Origin of the sequence: Bacteroides sp. L008 (genome assembly GCF_040812255.1) — a bacterium.
Classification (GTDB): Bacteria; Bacteroidota; Bacteroidia; order Bacteroidales; family Bacteroidaceae; genus Bacteroides; species Bacteroides vicugnae.
The window spans coordinates 685,003-704,305 of record NZ_JBFNXO010000001.1; the positions used below are offsets into that span (position 1 = coordinate 685,003).

The 19,303-nt window shown below is 43.6% G+C and carries 14 protein-coding genes and 2 tRNA genes; 9 read left to right on the top strand and 7 right to left on the bottom strand.

Features of this window, described 5'->3' with window-relative positions; translation table 11 throughout:
* Positions 1-50 precede the first annotated feature (50 nt).
* Positions 51-152: a smalltalk protein gene (locus AB3G73_RS02700; protein WP_167511929.1), complete on the top strand. Its 102-nt coding sequence runs from the start codon at positions 51-53 to the stop codon at positions 150-152.
* A 207-nt stretch (positions 153-359) separates the two neighbouring features.
* Here AB3G73_RS02700 and AB3G73_RS02705 read toward each other — a convergent pair whose 3' ends face one another.
* A complete protein-coding gene (locus AB3G73_RS02705; RefSeq protein WP_099145883.1) occupies positions 360-1,409 on the bottom strand; it encodes a leucine-rich repeat domain-containing protein in 1,050 nt (349 codons plus the stop codon).
* Positions 1,410-1,512: 103 nt separating this feature from the next.
* Between AB3G73_RS02705 and AB3G73_RS02710 the strand changes: the two genes are divergently transcribed.
* Complete coding sequence (locus AB3G73_RS02710) at positions 1,513-2,409, top strand: CPBP family intramembrane glutamic endopeptidase (protein WP_195650430.1); 897 nt, start codon at positions 1,513-1,515, stop codon at positions 2,407-2,409.
* On the opposite strand, the gene AB3G73_RS02715 is transcribed toward AB3G73_RS02710, so the two are convergent.
* Positions 2,381-4,513, bottom strand: coding sequence for a Tex family protein (locus AB3G73_RS02715; RefSeq protein WP_234132265.1), 2,133 nt, complete (start codon positions 4,511-4,513; stop codon positions 2,381-2,383). The two genes, AB3G73_RS02710 and AB3G73_RS02715, sit on opposite strands and share 29 nt — an antisense overlap.
* 118 nt (positions 4,514-4,631) lie before the next feature.
* Here AB3G73_RS02715 and AB3G73_RS02720 point away from each other — a divergent pair, with 118 nt between their 5' ends.
* From AB3G73_RS02720 to AB3G73_RS02730, 3 genes are all read left to right on the top strand, one after another.
* The gene (locus AB3G73_RS02720) at positions 4,632-6,560 is read left to right on the top strand and encodes a HAMP domain-containing sensor histidine kinase (RefSeq protein ID WP_074559723.1); all 1,929 of its coding nucleotides are present in this window, start codon (positions 4,632-4,634) and stop codon (positions 6,558-6,560) included.
* On the top strand, positions 6,557-8,299 hold the full coding sequence (locus AB3G73_RS02725; protein ID WP_148367344.1) for a bifunctional UDP-sugar hydrolase/5'-nucleotidase: 1,743 nt from the start codon (positions 6,557-6,559) through the stop codon (positions 8,297-8,299). The genes AB3G73_RS02720 and AB3G73_RS02725 overlap by 4 nt, the downstream gene beginning before the upstream one ends.
* 93 nt (positions 8,300-8,392) lie before the next feature.
* Positions 8,393-9,295, top strand: a complete 903-nt coding sequence (locus tag AB3G73_RS02730) for a helix-turn-helix domain-containing protein (RefSeq protein ID WP_302825294.1) — start codon at positions 8,393-8,395, stop codon at positions 9,293-9,295.
* Positions 9,296-9,297: 2 nt separating this feature from the next.
* On the opposite strand, the gene AB3G73_RS02735 is transcribed toward AB3G73_RS02730, so the two are convergent.
* Positions 9,298-9,882, bottom strand: coding sequence for a Crp/Fnr family transcriptional regulator (locus AB3G73_RS02735; protein WP_074559707.1), 585 nt, complete (start codon positions 9,880-9,882; stop codon positions 9,298-9,300).
* Positions 9,883-9,988: 106 nt separating this feature from the next.
* Here AB3G73_RS02735 and AB3G73_RS02740 point away from each other — a divergent pair, with 106 nt between their 5' ends.
* Entirely contained in the window at positions 9,989-10,726 is a 738-nt protein-coding gene (locus AB3G73_RS02740) for a DUF3845 domain-containing protein (protein ID WP_148367340.1), read from the top strand.
* A 149-nt stretch (positions 10,727-10,875) separates the two neighbouring features.
* Here the strand turns inward: AB3G73_RS02740 and AB3G73_RS02745 are convergent.
* The 4 genes from AB3G73_RS02745 to AB3G73_RS02760 all read right to left on the bottom strand — a co-directional run bounded on the left by AB3G73_RS02745 (position 10,876) and on the right by AB3G73_RS02760 (position 14,465).
* A tRNA-Glu gene (locus AB3G73_RS02745) sits at positions 10,876-10,950 on the bottom strand.
* Between the two features lie 66 nt (positions 10,951-11,016).
* Positions 11,017-11,103: transfer RNA gene (locus tag AB3G73_RS02750), tRNA-Ser, on the bottom strand.
* A gap of 385 nt (positions 11,104-11,488) precedes the next feature.
* Complete coding sequence (locus tag AB3G73_RS02755) at positions 11,489-12,916, bottom strand: VWA domain-containing protein (RefSeq protein ID WP_195650428.1); 1,428 nt, start codon at positions 12,914-12,916, stop codon at positions 11,489-11,491.
* Entirely contained in the window at positions 12,891-14,465 is a 1,575-nt protein-coding gene (locus AB3G73_RS02760) for an AAA family ATPase (protein ID WP_367742472.1), read from the bottom strand. The genes AB3G73_RS02755 and AB3G73_RS02760 overlap by 26 nt, the downstream gene beginning before the upstream one ends.
* Positions 14,466-14,678: 213 nt before the next feature.
* On the opposite strand from AB3G73_RS02760, the gene AB3G73_RS02765 reads away from it, so the two are divergent.
* The 3 genes from AB3G73_RS02765 to AB3G73_RS02775 all read left to right on the top strand — a co-directional run bounded on the left by AB3G73_RS02765 (position 14,679) and on the right by AB3G73_RS02775 (position 19,241).
* On the top strand, positions 14,679-15,122 hold the full coding sequence (locus AB3G73_RS02765; RefSeq protein ID WP_195650426.1) for a hypothetical protein: 444 nt from the start codon (positions 14,679-14,681) through the stop codon (positions 15,120-15,122).
* A gap of 261 nt (positions 15,123-15,383) precedes the next feature.
* Entirely contained in the window at positions 15,384-17,048 is a 1,665-nt protein-coding gene (locus AB3G73_RS02770) for a putative transporter (protein ID WP_195650425.1), read from the top strand.
* A gap of 198 nt (positions 17,049-17,246) precedes the next feature.
* The gene (locus AB3G73_RS02775) at positions 17,247-19,241 is read left to right on the top strand and encodes a fructose-1,6-bisphosphatase (protein WP_074559697.1); all 1,995 of its coding nucleotides are present in this window, start codon (positions 17,247-17,249) and stop codon (positions 19,239-19,241) included.
* The last annotated feature ends 62 nt before the right edge of the window (positions 19,242-19,303 follow it).

Below are 19,303 nucleotides of genomic sequence, written 5' to 3' on the forward strand. Positions count from 1 at the left end.
TGTGTCCTCTGTGGTCAACTAAAGAGCGTGGAAAGGAGGTGTGTAAAGTTATGGCAGTCAAAAGATCCCTTTGGGATACTATTTTGAAGGTAGTCATCGCGGTGGCTTCGGCAGTAGCAGGCGTATTTGGTGCGAATGCGATGAATCTGTAACCTATATTTTGGCGGGAAGTACGTGCACTACTTCCCGCCCTTTTTAGTTACTGATTTTTGTATTTATTTTTTAGTTTTCATATTATTGGCAATCTTGCCTATTCATATTCATACATATTATAAAACAATAATGTAATTCAAGTTTCGTACGTCTACTGTTGTGTTTTTGAAGCGTATATAATTTTTTATTTAGATCGGGTAGCTTTTTTATTTCTTATAAACCAACTTACTCGGAACTCCCTCCCCGAACAAGTGATCTCCCAGCGTTGTAATCTTATCCCCCGTAGCCAATACGTAGCGAAGATTATCGCATCCCATAAAAGCGCCGAACTCGATAGCCGTTACACTGGCCGGTAATTCCAGCGTGCCGCACAGACGGCCGCAATTACTAAATACACGCTGTCCGATTGATTTCAGGTTATGAGGTAATTTCATATTCAGCAGATACTTCTTCTGCGAGAAAGTGAAGTCGGGGATAGCCGTTGCATTTGTCTTGGAAATATCAACCGATACGAGATTCGGCATATAATCGCGGATAAGTTTGAAGTCAGCGTTATCCAGTTTCCCTTCAACGGTGAGGAAGTTGATGTCTCTGGGTTGCAGTCCGGCTTTCAGGATCTCTTCTTCCAGTTTGCCCATTGCACCCACTTGCAGGGTAGTCTCAACCGGTTCACCTTCGATGAAAGCAAAATTCTGCCATCTGTCTTTGTAGCGGTAAGCGTCGCTGCTGCCCAGAGGAACGAAGATGGCGGTAACGCTGTCTGCCAATGCTTCCGGCAGCAGGTTGGGAGCTGTCTTTTTCCGGATCTGGCAGATTTTCAGATTCTCACAGCCTTTGAAGGCAGCATCTTCGATATTCTTCGTTTTCTCGGAAAGGATCACTTTTTCCAGTGTGGCTTTACCTTTGGTCACTCCGCCTACCACATTCGAGAAAGCATAGGCAGGGATGAAGTTCGGCATATAAATGTAGAATTTTCCATTGGGATAAGTACCGGCTTTTCCGCTGTACATCTTGATTTCCGCGTTCGAAATATCCAATACTTTCAGATTATCGAATTCGTCACGGAGATGCCGGAAGTCCTCTGCATTCAGTTTTCCGGTCAGTGTGAGGTGGGTGACACTGTTGGCTTCCTCTTCAGTCATCATGGAAATCAGCGTACCGGGCTTACTCACATAATACGTCTTACTCACTTGGGCGGCGGCTCCTAATGCATTAGCGGCCAGTAAGAAACTTATCAATAGTAGTTTAATTTTCATAATTTTGTAGATTTGTTCTGACAAATATAGGAAAAATAGAGAATACATGATGTTTTTTTATGTTTTATATCTAATTTTGTAGCCGGATTAACAAATTGTAAAAATGGAGGCAGACAACATAGATGGGAAGAAAGAACCCAAAAGACTTCCTGTGTGGGCATGTATCCCGCTGTTTATTGTGGTACTTTTCATATTTATTGGATTGTATGGGACATTGGTCAGCGGAGGCCTGTCGTTGGTTCTTGGAGTGGAGGCTCGCCATCCGGGAGTAGTAGGGTATATTTTCGTGGAGGCCGGTATGCTTTTGGCCGTTCTTACTGCCGCCGTCATCTTGCTTCGTCTCGAACGTCGTCCGTTTTCTGATTTGGGACTTTCCCTAAAAGGACATGCCAACGGACTGTGGTATGGTCTCTTGGTGGCAATCTTGCTCTATTTGCTGGGTTTCGGAATCTCTGTTGTTTTGGGAGAAATAGAAGTCACCGGTTTCCAGTTTAAGCCGTTGGATTTATTGGGGTCGTGGGTGTTTTTCCTGTTAGTGGCGTTGTTTGAAGAAATTCTGATGCGCGGCTATATCCTCGGACGTCTGCTTCATACCAATATGAATAAATTCCTGGCACTCTTCATCTCGTCGGCATTATTCGCGTTTATGCATATCTTTAATCCGGAAATAGCTTTCCTGCCGATGCTAAATCTATTGCTTGCCGGTATGCTGCTGGGTGCTTCCTATCTATATACCCGTAATCTGTGTTTCCCTATCTCTCTTCATCTTTTCTGGAATTGGATTCAGGGTCCGATTCTGGGTTATCAGGTAAGCGGAAATAATTTCACGACGAGCATGCTGACTTTGCGTATGCCCGAAGAAAACGTACTGAATGGCGGAGCCTTCGGTTTTGAAGGCTCGCTCATTTGCACAGTACTTATGATTGTTTTTACGATTCTGATTGTGTGGTGGGGAGAAAAAAGAGAAGCAATCAGTCTTGCGGTACCCCGATCATACTAAGCTGAATCCGTTTCCGGTCATAATCTACATTCATCACTCTGACCATGACGTGTTGATGGATGGATACCACTTCCGTCGGATCGGAAATGAACCGTTCCGCTAATTGCGAGAGGTGCACCAGCCCGTTCTCCTTAATACCTATATCGACAAACGCCCCGAAATTGGTGATGTTGCCTACGATGCCCGGAAGAATCATTCCTTCGCGCAAATCGGCTATGGTGCGCACGTTCTTGTCGAACTCAAAGACTTTGATAGCCTTACGCGGGTCACGTCCCGGCTTGTCGAGTTCCTGCAGAATGTCCTGTAAGGTGGGCAGGCCGACGGTAGGGGTGATGTAGGCGGAGATGTTAATCTTCCGGCGGAGTTCCTTGTCGGCTATCAGTTCGTCGATGGTACATTTCAGGTCTTTGGCCATTTGCTCTACGATGTGGTAGCTTTCCGGATGCACGGCGGTGTTGTCCAGCGGATTCTTGGCTCCGGGGATGCGGAGGAATCCGGCACACTGTTCGAAAGCCTTGGCGCCCATGCGCGGAACTTTCATCAATTCTTTCCGCGAACCGAAAGCTCCGTTTTCCGCCCGGTAGTTGACGATGTTTTGAGCCAGTTGCGGTCCCAGTCCGGAGATATAAGTCAATAGATGGCTGCTTGCCGTATTCAGGTTTACACCGACCAGGTTCACGCAATTCTCTACGGTCTGATCGAGCGCTTTTTTCAGCTTTGTCTGGTCTACATCGTGCTGGTATTGACCTACACCGATGGATTTAGGATCTATCTTCACCAATTCTGCCAACGGGTCCATCAGGCGGCGGCCGATGGAGACTGCTCCACGCACCGTTACGTCATAATCGGGAAACTCGTCGCGGGCAATCTTCGAAGCCGAATAAATGGAAGCTCCCTGTTCACTGACTACAAACACGGGTATCTGACGGTCGAAGCTCTGGCTGTTGATGAAATCTTCTGTCTCACGGCTTGCCGTTCCGTTGCCGATGGAGATGGCTTCTATCTGATAGGCCTCAATCATCTTACGGAGTTTGGAAGCAGCTTCTCCTGTTTTGTTCACCGGAGGATGCGGATAGATATTCTCATTATGTAACAGATTGCCTTGCGCATCGAGGCAGACAACTTTACATCCCGTACGGAATCCGGGGTCGATGGCGAGCACCCGTTTTTGTCCCAATGGAGGGGCGAGAAGAAGTTGGCGGAGGTTCTCGGTGAATACCCGAATCGCTTCCTCATCGGCTTTTTCTTTGGATTGAGCGGCAAATTCTGTTTCGATGGAGGGCTTGAGCAGACGCTTGTAAGCATCGACCGTAGCTTCGCCCACCTGTTGGCTACACTCGTTGTTGCCACGTACGAACTGACGTTCCAGACGTTCGATACATGCCTCGTCGTCGGGATTGATGGATACTTTTAGCAGGCCTTCCGACTCTGCCCGGCGGATGGCCAACAGGCGGTGGGACGTGCAGCGTTTCAGTGCTTCGGAGAAATCGAAATAATCCCGGTATTTCGCCGCTTCTTCCTCTTTTCCTTTCACCAATTTGGCACTAATCTCTGCCTGGCGGCTGAACTGATTACGTACCGCGTTGCGGGCACGTTCGTCTTCGTTCACCTGCTCTGCAAGGATGTCACGGGCGCCTTTCAGGGCATCTTCCACATCTTTCACGTCTCCTTTCACGAAGGAGGCAGCCTTGGCGCTAAGGTTGTTTTCCCTTTGCAACATCAGGAGGATGGCAAGCGGTTCCAACCCTTTCTGGCGGGCTACTTCAGCACGTGTCTTCCGCTTGGGTTTATAAGGAAGATAAATGTCTTCCAGTTCCGTAGGATTCCAAGTGTCGTTGATACGTTTCTCCAGTTCGGCAGTCAGTTTTCCCTGCTCGTTGATGGTGCCGAGAATCGTTTCTTTCCGTTTGGCTATGTCGCACAACTTATCGTGTTGCTCTTTGATTTGCTCTATCTGCACTTCATCCAGTCCGCCGGTGGCTTCTTTACGGTAACGGCTGATGAAGGGAATCGTAGCACCTTCACCCAAAAGATGGAGTGTACTACTTATTTGTCTTTCCGGTATACCCAAAAAACCGGAAATCATCTTGTGAAATAATTCCATAATTTGTATTTTTTGAGAGTAAATGAGCGACAAAAATACATATTAATCTGCTAAACCCGACAAGTTTTACTATATTTGCAACTTAATTAATGAATTAACACATCAAAACTGCATGATTATGCTGGGACGTCTTGGATATCTTTTTATCTGTTTCCTTTGGCTTCTGCAGTCAACGGAAGTATTGGCTGTCTCTAAAGATAAGAAACCTATTCTGATTATTTGCTCTTATAATCCGGCTGCGCATCAAACCTCGGTCACTATTTCCGATTATATGGATGAATATAGTAAATTGGGGGGACAGCGCGACATTATCATCGAAAACATGAACTGTAAAAGCTTCTCGGAAGCTCCGTTATGGAGCGAAATGATGACGCAGATTCTGGCTAAATATCAGGGGGAAAAGCATCCGGCGCAAATTATCCTGTTGGGACAGGAGGCATGGGCTGCTTATTTGTCGCAGAGGGATGAAATGCAGGTGAAAGTGCCTGTGATGTGCAGTCTGGCCAGTAGCAATGTGGTGATATTGCCGAAAGATACGGTGAAAAACCTTGATCGCTGGATGCCCGAATCTATCGATATATTTGAGGATCATCTGGATATTCCCGAACTGGAATCGGGATTTATCAACCAATATAATATAGAAGGTAATATCCGCATGATTCAAGCTTTCTACCCGAAAACGAAACACATTGCTTTTATCTCGGACAATACTTATGGCGGGGTGACCATGCAAGCGTTGGTGCGAAAAGAAATGAAGAACTTCCCCGATCTGGATTTGATTCTGATGGACGGCCGGACACATTCTATTTATACCATCGTTGAGGAATTGAGACAGCTGCCCGAAAACACAGTTATCTTGGTGGGAACGTGGCGTGTGGACATGAACGAAGGGTATTTCATGCGAAATGCTACGTATGCCATGATGGAAGCTACTCCTACCATCCCGGCTTTTACTCCTTCATCGGTGAGCCTCGGTTATTGGGCGATAGGAGGAGTGCTGCCCGATTATCGGAAAGTGGGAGGAGAAATGGCTCTGGAATCTATACGGATGGATCAGCATCCGGAGGATACGGAAAAGCATCTTTCGGTCATCGGCTGCAAAGCGGTATTGGATAGCCGGAAGGTGAAAGAGTGGGGGCTGCACCCGAATGTGTTGCCTTTTAAAGTGCAGCTTGTCAACCAGTCGGTTTCGTTCTATCAGCAATATACTTATCAGATATGGTCTGCTTGTGCTTTGTTCGTGATTCTGGTACTTGGCTTATGTATCTCTCTCTTCTATTATTTCCGTACGAAACGTTTGAAAGACGAGCTTCTGAAATCGGAGAAGGATTTGCGTGTAGCGAAAGACAGGGCGGAAGAGTCTAATCGTCTGAAGAGTGCTTTCCTTGCCAATATGAGTCATGAGATACGGACACCGTTGAACTCGATTGTCGGCTTCTCGGATGTACTGGCAATGGGCGATAGCACGGAGGATGAACAGCAGTCTTATTATCAGATTATCAAAACCAATTCGGATTTGTTGCTTCGTCTGATTAATGATATTCTCGATCTTTCACGTCTGGAGGCCAATCGGGTGACTTTGACGTGGGAGGAATGTGATGTGGTGCAGTTGTGTAGTCAGGTGGTTGCCTCTGTTAGTTTTTCACGGCAGTCGTCGGATAATCAGTTTTTGTTTTCCACCTCTTTTGAAACTTTCCGGATGGTGACGGATGTGCAGCGTATGCAACAGGTAATCATTAATCTGCTGTCCAATGCTGACAAATTTACGAAAGGCGGGAAGATTACATTGGACTTTTCTGTGAATGAGGAAAAGCAAATGGCTATTTTCTCGGTAACGGATACCGGATGCGGCATCCCGAAAGAAAAACAGGGACTTGTGTTCGAGCGTTTTGAAAAATTGAATGAGTATGCCCAGGGAACCGGATTGGGATTGTCTATCTGTAAATTGATTGTGCATAAATGGAGAGGAAGTATATGGATCGACCCTGACTATACCGGTGGGGCACGGTTCGTATTCTCGCATCCGCTAAATATAGAAAAAGAATGAAACGAATAGGATTTATTTATGGCTTGCTTTTCTGTCTCGTACTGTCTGTTGCGGCGCAGGAAAAAGTAGTGAAGCTGAAGATTGTGGAAACAAGTGACGTACATGGTAATTATTATCCTTACAATTTTATAACCCGTCACGAGTGGAAGGGGAGTCTGGCACGTATTTATTCTTTCGTGCAGAAGGAGCGCGAACAGTATAAAGAGAATCTGATATTGTTGGATAATGGTGATATTTTGCAGGGGCAGCCTACTGCCTATTACTATAATTATATAGATACGGTGTCTCCTCATCTTTGTTCGGAAATGATGAATTATATGAAATATGATGCCGGCAATATGGGAAACCATGATGTGGAAACGGGGCGTGCCGTGTTCGACCGTTGGATAGCCACTTGTGACTTCCCTGTGTTGGGTGCCAACATCATTGATACGTCTACGGGAAAGCCCCATCTGGCTCCTTATAAGGTGTTGGAACGTGATGGCGTGAAGATTGTGGTATTGGGTATGATTACTCCTGCCATCCCTGCATGGCTTTCTGAAAATCTGTGGAAAGGGTTGCGTTTCGACGATATGGAAGAGACGGCACGCAAATGGATGAAGATTATCCATGAAAAAGAGAATCCCGATGTAGTGATCGGATTGTTTCATGCCGGACAGGAGGCTTTCAAAATGTCGGGTAAATACAATGAGAATGCTTCTCTCAACGTTGCGAAGAATGTCCCGGGATTCGATATTGTATTGATGGGACACGATCATGCCCGCGAATGTAAGAAGGTGATGAACGTGGCCGGAGATTCGGTGTTGATTATCGATCCGGCCAGCAATGGAATTGTATTGTCTAATATCGATGTGACCTTGAAATTGAAAGATGGAAAGGTGCAGAGCAAGGATATCAAGGGGGAGTTGACGGAGACGGAAACTTACGGAATCAGCGAGGATTTCATGAAGTATTTTGCTCCGCAATATGAGGCGGTGCAGAAGTTTGTATCCAAGAAGATCGGAACTTTTACCGAGAGTATCTCTACTCGTCCTGCTTTCTTCGGTCCTTCCGCTTTTATCGACTTGATACATACCTTACAGCTCGACATTACCGGAGCTGACATCTCTTTTGCCGCTCCGCTTTCGTTTGATGCGGAGATAAAGAAAGGGGATGTGTTTGTCAGTGATATGTTCAATTTATATAAGTACGAGAATATGTTGTACGTGATGACGTTGTCCGGGAAGGAGATTAAGGATTTTCTGGAGATGTCTTATTATATGTGGACGAACCGGATGAAGTCACCGGAAGATCATCTGCTCTGGTTCAAGGAGAAACCTCGGGAAGGTGCGGAAGACAGGGCTTCTTTCCGGAACTTCAGTTTTAATTTCGACTCGGCTTCCGGCATTATTTATACGGTGGACGTGACTAAACCGCAGGGAGAAAAGATTACGATTACGAGTATGGCCGACGGTTCTCCTTTCCGTATGGATAAGATATATAAAGTGGCCTTAAATTCTTATCGTGGTAATGGCGGTGGAGAACTGTTGACGAAAGGATCGGGTATTCCGCAGGAGAAATTGAAAGACCGTATTATTTTCTCTACGGATAAAGACCTTCGTTTCTATTTGATGAATTATATCGAAAAGAAAGGTAAGATGGACCCCAAAGCCCTGAATCAGTGGAAGTTTGTTCCGGAGAAATGGACAGTGCCGGCTGCCAGACGTGATTATGAATATCTATTCCGGTCTGTTCAATAAGTAGTCAAAAGTGTTCATTATGTCCGATAATACTCCTGAATGGCTTGTGTATCTGATTAAATGCTGGTATATTTGTCGCAAAAAAGAGAGAGTATGGATATTCAGAGTGTTCCTAAAATAGGTATTTCTTCGGTAGTTCATTCCAAACATATAGATGCCGACCATATTGATGTTATGGATAATGATATAGCACTTTTCGATACGGAGAGCGTTATATCATTGTATAATGGACCTACCAAACTGGAAGTGCTGACTGTAGGGCTTTGCCTGGAAGGTACTGGTGCATTTAATATTAGTTTGCGTGAATTTGAGTTGTCTCCCGGATTGATGGTGATAGCGTTGCCCAGCCAGATTATTGAACAGCGGTGCTTTAGTCCCGATTTTAAGGGAATATTTTTTGCTGTGTCAAAGAATATGTTGGAGGTGTTGCCTAAAATCGGGAATGTGCTTTCCTTATTTCTCTATCTGAAAGACTATCCGTGTCTCGCCCTTCACTCGCACGAGCAGGAGGTTGTGAAGGAATATCATATGTTTATCAGGAAGAGATTGAGAAATAAGGAGGGGGTGTACCGTAAAGAGGTTGTGATGGGATTGATGCAGGGGTTCTTTTTCGAACTGTATAATATTCTTAATAACCATGTACCTGCCAATACTGTCACAGTGAAGAATAAAAGTCGGAAAGAATATATTTTTGAACGTTTCTATGAGTTTTTAGTAGAGTCCTACCAGTCTGAACGCAGTGTGAAATTCTATGCCGATCAGTTATGTCTGACACCGAAGCATCTTTCGGGAGTAGTGAAAGAGGTCAGTGGAAAAACAGTGGGAGAGTGGATTGACGAATTGGTGATTCTGGAGGCGAAAGCACTTCTGAATTCTTCAAGTATGAATATACAAGAGATTGCCGACCGGCTGAATTTTGCAAACCAGTCTTTCTTTGGAAAATACTTCAAACATTACACCGGTATGTCTCCTAAGGAATACCGGAAAAACCGCTAAATTTATAAAACACCGGAACGTACACGGCTTAATGTCTCCGGTGTCATTAGAAGATAGGAGGCGATGTACGCCAAAGGTGCACGTTTGATGATTTCCGGATGTGTTTCGAGCAGGAGGTTATAGCGTTCGCGGGCGGATTCAAAACGCCAGGAGTCTGCTTTAATCTGCGATACGATTAGGGAGTATTCCAGTATCTTCTGGTAGAACATATTGATCTCCCAATTTTCTCTTGCCAACTTTTGTATCATATCACGGGGGAATAGGTAAATGATGGAAGGTTCCAGAGTTTCCACTATCAGCCGCGTAGGTTCTTGTTTCAAGAAACTTTCGATACACATCACGATGCAGCCTTCGTATGAGAAATGTTCGGTTATGTCTTTTCCATTTTTGTAATAATACTGCCTAAGCATACCTTTGCCAACAAAAACGAGTTCGTGAGCTACTTCTCCTTCATTCAGTGCTATTGCTCCTTTGGGAAATTCTTCACGGATCAATATGTTTTCTATCTGCCGTCTTCCTTCTATGCTCATTTCCGGAAAGCGGGAATTAACAACAGCATTTACGGTATCTCTTAATAGTGTATCCATGTCTTTTTGTCTTGGTGTGTGCAAAAATACTAAAAACGGTTGACATAAATCATGTGTGGTACAAAAAAGATGTATATTTGTCCGCAAAATCAAAATGTAGTTGATAATGAATAAGATAATAAAGTTGGCAGTGTTGCTGTTCTGTTTTAGTGGTTGTGTAAGGGATAATGATGCTATTTATTATCCGGTTGGCAACGTGGATGTGGAAAGAGGCGGTCCGGCTTTGGAGGCTGGAAAGGGTGATTTGATAGCCCGTAGTTATAATACCGAAGATTATGTACTGGACACGCTCGCGCAATATCCGGGTGATCCGACGCTCGGTAAATTGACATTTATGGTTAGTCTGAGAAACCGGTTGACTGATCAGGAGGTGAGTGGTTTTAATGGTGTCGGTCAATCCAAACTAACGATGAGTCTTGGATATAAAGACGGCAACTATCCGGCAGAAAGCCAGGTCCCTGTTTATACTTCGCCCGACGTGACTGCCAGTTATGCCATCAAACTCCGTTTAAAAGGAGAATTGACCTTAACAGGAGATGAATGGATGATTGATTATATTTATGCTCAATTAGCCGGCTTATTCCAGCCTTATCCTCCTACGTCTTTCCCGGAAGTGTTTATGTGTAAAGGGGGTGAACAATCGTATGCTACGTTCGATTCTTTCCGCAGAACTTGGACGTTCGATATAACTTATGACCGTTCCAACCTTTCTTTCAGCCAACTGTATTTCAATCTGTTTGTGAATCTGGCAGGTCAGAAAAGGGAGGACAGAGTCCGGTTGAGGATTGATAAGGAATCTTACTTCGAGATCTATAAAGAAAAAGAGAGTCCATTAATGGGATAGCGCGATAATTATGCGAGATGAAAATTTACGCAAAATTTGCACCATTTTTTTTAATAATACCCATTTATAACGCCTAAAAACGATACTTTGATATAGATATAAGGCAATAAAAAAGCCTCTTACTTGTTTGTAAGAGGCTGATAATCAAGTGGTAGTGGGTACGAGAATCGAACTCGTATTACATGCGTGAGAGGCATGTGTCCTAACCGTTAGACGAACCCACCGGAATTTGATAGATTTAAAAAGAGCCAAGTCTACAAAACTTAGCTCTTTTTTATTTTGAGATTTTGCGGAAGCTGGGGGATTCGAACCCCCGGTACCCTTACGAGTACGTCAGTTTAGCAAACTGGTGGTTTCAGCCACTCACCCAAACTTCCTTGAACCCGCATTCTCTCTCAAATGCGGTGCAAATATAGGGGGAACTTTTGGACTACGCAAATCTTTTAGCAAGATTTTTTTTACCTGTTTTTTGTAAAATGAGATAACCTGCTATGTTTCAAATGTTAAACGGAGGAATTTTTTTTTCGAAAGCTTTTAAATTTTATCGATGGGCGGACGACTTGAAACATATTGACGCTATCCGTTCATTATAGTGACGGTATATTTAACCTTGGAAAAGGGCATAAAAAAAGGCTATCTATCCCAGACAGCCAATCTTTTGTTAACCTTAAATCTAATACTATGAAAAACACAGTACAAATATACGGACTTCTGGTGAATTTGCAAATAAAACAAGAAAAAAGAGATGTTTTATAACATTGATTAAATATTTGATTCCTCAATTCTATTTTTATTAAGATTTTCAGCGTTTTGAACACTATATTCCCAATATTTATCACATAATTTCAGATAACTGGTCTCGGCACTTTTGCCTCCTAAAGAAATGGCATACATCTTTGTCTGTTTTGCTTTTGCATGTTCTATGGACCGGGATAGCAGTTTATCGACGGGACGCATCTCAAAATCCGATACGGTGATGATGTCTGCTTCCATATATCCTTCTTCGCTGATTTTTCGCAGAGCATGCGTGATGACCGGTTCCATATCTGTTCCACCATGAAAAGATTGGCTTAGGAAATCGACAAGGCGGTCGAAGCTACTTCCTAAATCGGTTATTTCAATACACTCGATATCATCGGAGAAAAGGATGACGTAACATTTCCGATGTTGTACTTCTGTCAATTCGGCAATGGCAAGTAGAGTAGATTTCGCGATTCTTTCCCGTTCTCCTGCCATAGAACCGGAAGTGTCCAGACAAACGATGAAAGGGCCTTCAGCTTCTTCGGAAACTTCATTTCCTGCTGTTTTCTTATCATTGATGGTTTGCTTCTCGTGCGATTGATAATCGATGACTTGTAGTCTCTTCTCTATGAAACGCTCGAAAAATACGGGTTGCAGGCTCTTTTCCGCCAGATAACAATATTCCAGAGGGAGAAGACTATTCAAATCATTACCTTCACAAATGCCTGCAATATCGCTTCGGGTGGCGTGAGATATAATTTGTTCCCGATGAATACCTGCGGTCATTTTGAAACGTTTCCGGCTACTTTGGTGTTTCTTGCCTAAGATTTCTACCAGTTCGCGGATAACGGGATTCCGCTTGATCGTTTCTTCGTATTCTAAAATCTGTTCCGCTATCTGTTTATGATTGCGAAGCAGCCAGACGAGGCGTGAGCCACCGCGTACCGGAAGATTTTTGGCTAATGACAGTTGAATGCGGTAGAAATCCTCACAGAGTTGCTCGATATGTTCCATCTGATAGTTGAACTCATTGTTCGAGAGCAGCGTATGCCACTTGTCGAAAAAGAGAGTCCGCAACGCTTTCCATTCTTTGGAACGCGGGCTGATTACATCAAAACGTTGGAGATAGTATTTTACGTTGAGGTCTACCAGGTGATATTTCATGGAGAAGGGGTATGCGCTGTTTTTCAGGAATTGAAGAAACTTTGCGTCCGATGCTTCATTCATTTCATGAAAGTATTCCCATTGCGATGCATAGCGGGAGTAGAAATCTTGCAGGGAGGGTTGTGTGTGACGAAAATATAGGTGAATGTCCGCATCCAGTTCTTCGGGACGGATAATCTGATTGTGCAGTTGTTCGTTGTATACATCATAGGCTATTCCCTGCAATTTTTCGTAATAAATGTCTTGCAGGTGTTTGAGCCTAATACTCTCTGTTCTCTTGTTCATGGGCATGAGCGATGATGCGAAGTTCATTCCGGTAGTTCTCTATGACGTGTGCAGTCTCTCCTAAGATTCGCTTAATCTTGCTTTTTTGCGATGAACTTAAGAAAAGATGTTCCTTGGTGTATGCTGTTTCCCGCTCGGAGATTGTTTTATATTCTACTTCCATTTGCTGAAGTAAATCTATCACTTCCTGCAATGTAAATTCGAACGGAGTGCTGTCGTCCTGCTGTGCTGGCAAAGGTTCGCAATTGTCATAACATAGTAGTGGATACTCCTGATTGTTGATGAAAACAGATCGTTTTCCTTTTCGGAGGGAATAAATATTCTTTTGTGCGATATTTCTGTTCTTTACAAAATCGTAGGCTTTCAGGATTTTGTTGACCGGACGGAATTTATCCTGCTGGATATAAAACAGCCGGTTACTGTCTTTCTTCAAAGACTGGTAATCTGAAGCAAAGATGAGTAAATTTCCGGCAATGTGGTAACCTTCTATGCGATGATAGAAGGTATCTACGACCTGGATTCCCGGATCGCTAAGTTCCCGTAAGCTGTGTTCGGACTTCATGTTTTCTTTCAACGTATCCAGTTTCTGTTCCAGCCGTTTTTCTCCCAATAAATAGGTGTTGATTCCCCGTGCAATCGACTGTTCCACTATGTTTTCGATGATGGGGAGCTGTGAAACTTCATCCCACAGGCAGGCACTCATCAGCAGGCAGTCGGAGAAGTGAATCCCCGGCGATTCATTCAGATAGGCCGAGGTGCGGAGCAGACCTACTATTTTTTTCCAACGGCGGTCGGATATATAGATGGGAGGGGTGTTTTCATCCCGTCCCGTATTGTACTGTTCGATTTCTCGTTTGATATTGTGAATCAGCTCGAAGATGGTATAGTGAATACCTACTTTCTCACTTTCAGCTTGTATTTGATTGTATAATTCATCGTCTACCTGGAGTTTTGCGGGGATTTCAGGTTCTACCTCCCGTGTAGAAGAGATCATCTGGTCGAAAGCATATTCCTGTTCAATGCATCCCACAAACTGGCGGATCAGGAAACGGTCGTATAAGGCTTCCAGTCCTTCACCCTTTGCGGGTAGTTCGTTGGATGCGGCAATCAGCGCTTTCAGAGGAACACGCACCGTAAATTGTCCGTTGCGATATATCTTTTCATTGATTACCGTCAAAAGAGAATTTTGGATGGCAGGACCGGCTTTCCATATTTCATCCAGGAAGACAATTGATGCTGTCGGCAAGTATCCTTGTGTAATACGTTCGTATGTATCTTCATCTTTCAACTTTGAGATGGACACGGGACCGAATATTTCATCCGGTGTACTGAAACGGGACATCAGATATTCAAAAGCATCCGCATCTTTAAATGCCAGTTTGAGCCTGCGCGCCACTAAGCTCTTGGCTACTCCCGGAGGGCCCAATAGAAAGATACTTTCACCTGCCATGGCAGATAATAGGGAGAGTGCGATGGTATGTTCTTTTTCGAATACTCCCTCATTGAGGGATTTCAGTAGTTGGGTGATATGGGATTTGATTGACTTCATGCGACAGATGATTTCATGTGTTGTTAGCAGGAGGCAAAGATACAAGAATTCTTTGAAATAGACTTCATTGGGGGGATTTACCCACAGATTTAGGCAATTTCCTCCCGATAAGTAGGAGTTTTCAGTTTTATAAGGAAAATTCATTCTCTACTTTTGTTCTATCGAAAGATTAATGATAGATAATAATTAGAGAACCGTTAAAAATAAAGGAATATGAAAACGAACACATTTAAATACTTCGGTTTGGCTTTGATGGCCGTATTGATGGTAAGTTTTACCTCTTGCGAAGTGGAAATAGATAGTTTCTATGATGATGATCATAATGGTGCAGGGTACTATAATCGTTCGGCTGATTTATGTAGCCGTACTTGGGTTAGTTTCTACCGGGACATGGACGGTAACTATTGCCGTCAGGAACTGGACTTCTTTTTAGATCGTACCGGAATTGACTATATACGGGTGGAATATCCTAACGGAGCAGTAGAGCAATATGAATATAATTTCCGTTGGAGCTGGGAGAATTATGCGCAGACTTCCATTCGTATGTCATACGGACCGAATGATGTTTCATACCTGGATGATGTGTACATCGGTGGAAACAGGTTAAGCGGTTATCTGGACGGACGAAATAACTTTGTAGAGTTTCAGGGGAAATGATGAAAGATAAAGAGGAAAGAAACAGAGGGAAAAGATCGTTTGAAGGATAACAAGATGCAGGTGAAAAGAGAAGGATAAGGAAGTTAAGATAGAAATAGGATAGTTATTAGGAACAAAATAATAGGTAACGAAGTAAAAGGGTAATCAATAAGATTTCAGGATATATGAATCAGGGTATCAATAGGGCGTGAAATGAAAGCTTAAAAGTTTTGAACCGGACTAAATAGTTTTTATCTTTGCGCCCTATTAGTTTTTATATACATGGAGTGGTTATATAGTCTATTTATCGAACATTCTGCCTTACAGGCTGTTGTGGTACTTTCACTGATTTCTGCCATTGGTCTGGGCTTGGGAAGAGTGCATTTCTGGGGAGTTTCCCTGGGAGTCACTTTTGTTTTTTTTGCAGGTATCCTCGCCGGACATCTCGGGCTTTCGGTCGATCCGCAGATGTTGAACTACGCAGAAAGTTTCGGACTGGTCATTTTCGTTTATTCTCTCGGTTTGCAAGTCGGTCCCGGTTTCTTCAGCTCTTTCCGCAAAGGAGGGGTGACGTTGAATATGTTGGCAATGGGAGTTGTTCTGTTGGGAACCTTGTTGACGGTGGTAGCCAGTTATGCAACAGGCGTCTCTCTTCCTGATATGGTCGGTATCCTCTGTGGAGCAACCACGAATACTCCGGCGTTGGGAGCCGCACAACAGACGCTGAAACAGATGGGAATGGACAGCAGTACTCCTGCTTTAGGATGTGCGGTAGCCTATCCGATGGGGGTCGTTGGTGTAATCCTTGCCGTTTTATTAATTCGCAAAGTGCTGGTTCGCAAAGAAGACTTGGAGATAAAAGAGAAAGACGATGCGAACAAAACCTACATTGCAGCGTTTCAAGTACACAATCCTGCTATTTTCAATAAAAGCATCAAGGATATAGCTCGCATGAGCTACCCGAAGTTTGTCATCTCCCGCTTATGGCGTGACGGACATGTCAGTATTCCGACTTCTGACAAGATATTGAAGGAAGGTGACCGTTTGCTGGTGGTAACTGCGGAGAAAGATGCTTTGGCCTTGACCGTGCTTTTTGGTGAACAGGAAAATACGGATTGGAATAAAGAGGACATTGACTGGAATGCGATTGATAGTGAATTGATTTCGCAGCGTATTGTCGTTACCCGTCCCGAACTGAATGGTAAGAAACTCGGGTCACTCCGATTGAGAAACCATTATGGGATTAACATCAGCCGCGTGTATCGGTCGGGTGTGCAGTTGCTTGCTACTCCGGGATTGGTACTTCAATTAGGAGACCGCCTGACGGTAGTGGGAGAGGCTGCTGCTATTCAGAATGTGGAGAAGGTATTGGGAAATGCTGTAAAAAGCTTGAAAGAACCCAATCTGGTTGTTGTGTTTATCGGCATCGTACTTGGCTTGGCATTGGGAGCTATTCCTTTCTCCTTTCCGGGTGTCAGTACTCCTGTGAAGCTGGGATTGGCGGGTGGACCGATTATCGTTGGTATCCTTCTGGGAACTTTTGGACCGCGGATACATATGATTACCTATACCACCCGTAGTGCGAATCTGATGCTGCGTGCCTTGGGGCTTTCCATGTATCTTGCTTGTCTGGGACTGGATGCCGGAGCTCATTTTTTCGACACCGTATTCCGTCCGGAAGGTTTGTTATGGATTGCTTTGGGGGCCGGATTGACTATTGTTCCAACCGTGTTGGTCGGATTTGTAGCTTTCAAGATGATGAAGATTGATTTCGGTACTGTATCCGGTATGTTGTGCGGAAGTATGGCAAATCCGATGGCACTGAACTATGTGAACGATACCATTCCCAGCGACAATCCATCCGTAGCCTATGCGACTGTTTATCCGCTGTGTATGTTCCTGCGGGTAATTATCGCTCAAGTGTTGTTGATGTTCTTGTTAAATTGAGAATTGAAAATTGAGAAATGATGGATTTGTAAATAAAAAGAAGTCATTTCTTAATCAGGAATCGTTTAAAATAGATAAATTTGTAACTAGAAAAGGAGAGGAGTTAATAAATTCCTTTTTTGAGTTACTAAATGGTAAGTTGTCAACGAATAATAAGTTGCCAATTAATAAATTGTAAATAGTAAAATAGTAAATAGAATGACTGCTCAAAGTAACATAACTCCTGAAAGCATTGTGAGTGATCTCCGTTACCTGCAACTGCTTTCCCGAAGTTTTCCTACCATTGCCGATGCCAGTACGGAAATTATCAACTTAGAGGCTATCTTAAATCTACCTAAAGGGACGGAACATTTCCTGACTGATATTCATGGAGAATATGAAGCTTTTCAGCATGTACTGAAAAATGCTTCCGGTGCGGTAAAACGTAAAGTAAATGAAATATTCGGCAATACTCTCCGTGAAGCTGAAAAGAAAGAAATCTGCACGTTGATTTACTATCCCGAAGAGAAACTCCAATTGGTGAAGGCCCGTGAAAAGGATCTGGACGATTGGTATCTGATTACGCTGAACCAACTGGTGAAGGTCTGTCAGAACGTGTCTTCCAAATATACCCGTTCGAAGGTTCGTAAATCACTGCCTGCCGAATTCTCTTATATCATTCAGGAGCTATTGCACGAATCGTCTATCGAACCGAACAAGCATGCTTATATTAATGTAATTATCAGCACGATTATCACTACGAAGCGTGCCGACGATTTCATTATCGCTATGTGTAATTTGATTCAGCGCTTGACTATTGATTCTCTTCATATCGTAGGAGATATTTACGACCGTGGTCCCGGTGCGCATATCATTATGGATACATTGTGCAATTACCACAACTTCGATATCCAATGGGGAAATCATGATATTCTTTGGATGGGAGCAGCTTCCGGTAATGATAGTTGTATCGCTAATGTGATACGTATGTCCATGCGCTACGGTAATCTGGGTACGCTTGAAGACGGGTACGGAATCAATTTGCTTCCATTGGCTACTTTTGCAATGGATACGTATGCCGATGATCCTTGCACGATCTTCATGCCGAAAATGAACTTTGCCGATGCTCATTATAATGAGAAGACTTTGCGTCTGATTACTCAAATGCATAAAGCCATTACCATTATCCAGTTTAAGCTGGAAGCTGAAATCATCGACCGCCGTCCGGAATTCGGAATGGCTAATCGTAAACTTCTGGAGAAGATTGATTTTGAACGTGGTGTCTTTGTGTACGAAGGAAAAGAATATGCTTTGCGCGATACCAACTTCCCGACTGTAGACCCGGCAGATCCTTACCGGTTGACTGAAGAAGAACGCGAATTGGTAGAAAAGATTCATTATTCATTTATGAATAGCGAGAAATTGAAGAAGCATATGCGTTGTCTGTTTACCTATGGCGGCATGTATCTGGTTTCAAACTCGAATCTTCTTTATCATGCTTCTGTTCCTCTGAATGAGGATGGCAGTTTTAAGCATGTCAAAATACGTGGAAAGGAATACTGGGGACATAAATTGCTGGATAAAGCCGATCAACTGATCCGTACCGCTTACTTCGATGAAGAAGGAGAGGAGGATAAGGAATTTGCTATGGATTATATCTGGTATATGTGGTGTGGTCCGGAGGCTCCCTTGTTTGATAAGGATAAGATGGCGACTTTTGAGCGTTATTTCCTAGAAGATAAAGAGTTACATAAAGAAAAGAAGGGCTATTATTACACATTGCGTAACCGGGAAGATATTTGTGACCAGATTTTGACAGAGTTTGGAGTTTTAGGGCCTCATTCGCATATTATCAACGGTCATGTGCCTGTGAAAACGATTCAGGGAGAACAACCCATGAAAGCCAATGGCAAGCTTTTCGTTATCGATGGTGGCTTCTCGAAAGCTTATCAGCCGGAAACGGGAATTGCGGGATATACACTTGTTTATCATTCTCATGGTATGCAGCTCGTACAGCATGAACCGTTCCAGTCTCGTCAGAAAGCCATTGAAGAGGGGCTTGATATCAAATCGACCAACTTTGTTCTCGAATTTAATTCGCAACGAATGATGGTGAAAGATACCGATAAGGGAAAAGAACTGGTGACTCAAATACAGGATTTGAAGAAATTGCTTGTTGCTTATCGTACTGGTCTGATAAAGGAGAAGGTTTGAAATGAATGTTATTCCTTTGCAATATGAAATTCAATAACTTTTAGTGCATTGAGTGATTCGTT

Coding starts and splice junctions, on each gene's coding strand:
- AB3G73_RS02700 (WP_167511929.1), top strand. CDS start 51: ATGGCAGTCAAAAGATCCCTTTGGGATACTATTTTGAAGGTAGTCATC.
- AB3G73_RS02705 (WP_099145883.1), bottom strand. CDS start 1,409: ATGAAAATTAAACTACTATTGATAAGTTTCTTACTGGCCGCTAATGCA.
- AB3G73_RS02710 (WP_195650430.1), top strand. CDS start 1,513: ATGGAGGCAGACAACATAGATGGGAAGAAAGAACCCAAAAGACTTCCT.
- AB3G73_RS02715 (WP_234132265.1), bottom strand. CDS start 4,513: ATGGAATTATTTCACAAGATGATTTCCGGTTTTTTGGGTATACCGGAA.
- AB3G73_RS02720 (WP_074559723.1), top strand. CDS start 4,632: ATGCTGGGACGTCTTGGATATCTTTTTATCTGTTTCCTTTGGCTTCTG.
- AB3G73_RS02725 (WP_148367344.1), top strand. CDS start 6,557: ATGAAACGAATAGGATTTATTTATGGCTTGCTTTTCTGTCTCGTACTG.
- AB3G73_RS02730 (WP_302825294.1), top strand. CDS start 8,393: ATGGATATTCAGAGTGTTCCTAAAATAGGTATTTCTTCGGTAGTTCAT.
- AB3G73_RS02735 (WP_074559707.1), bottom strand. CDS start 9,882: ATGGATACACTATTAAGAGATACCGTAAATGCTGTTGTTAATTCCCGC.
- AB3G73_RS02740 (WP_148367340.1), top strand. CDS start 9,989: ATGAATAAGATAATAAAGTTGGCAGTGTTGCTGTTCTGTTTTAGTGGT.
- AB3G73_RS02755 (WP_195650428.1), bottom strand. CDS start 12,916: ATGAACAAGAGAACAGAGAGTATTAGGCTCAAACACCTGCAAGACATT.
- AB3G73_RS02760 (WP_367742472.1), bottom strand. CDS start 14,465: ATGAAGTCAATCAAATCCCATATCACCCAACTACTGAAATCCCTCAAT.
- AB3G73_RS02765 (WP_195650426.1), top strand. CDS start 14,679: ATGAAAACGAACACATTTAAATACTTCGGTTTGGCTTTGATGGCCGTA.
- AB3G73_RS02770 (WP_195650425.1), top strand. CDS start 15,384: ATGGAGTGGTTATATAGTCTATTTATCGAACATTCTGCCTTACAGGCT.
- AB3G73_RS02775 (WP_074559697.1), top strand. CDS start 17,247: ATGACTGCTCAAAGTAACATAACTCCTGAAAGCATTGTGAGTGATCTC.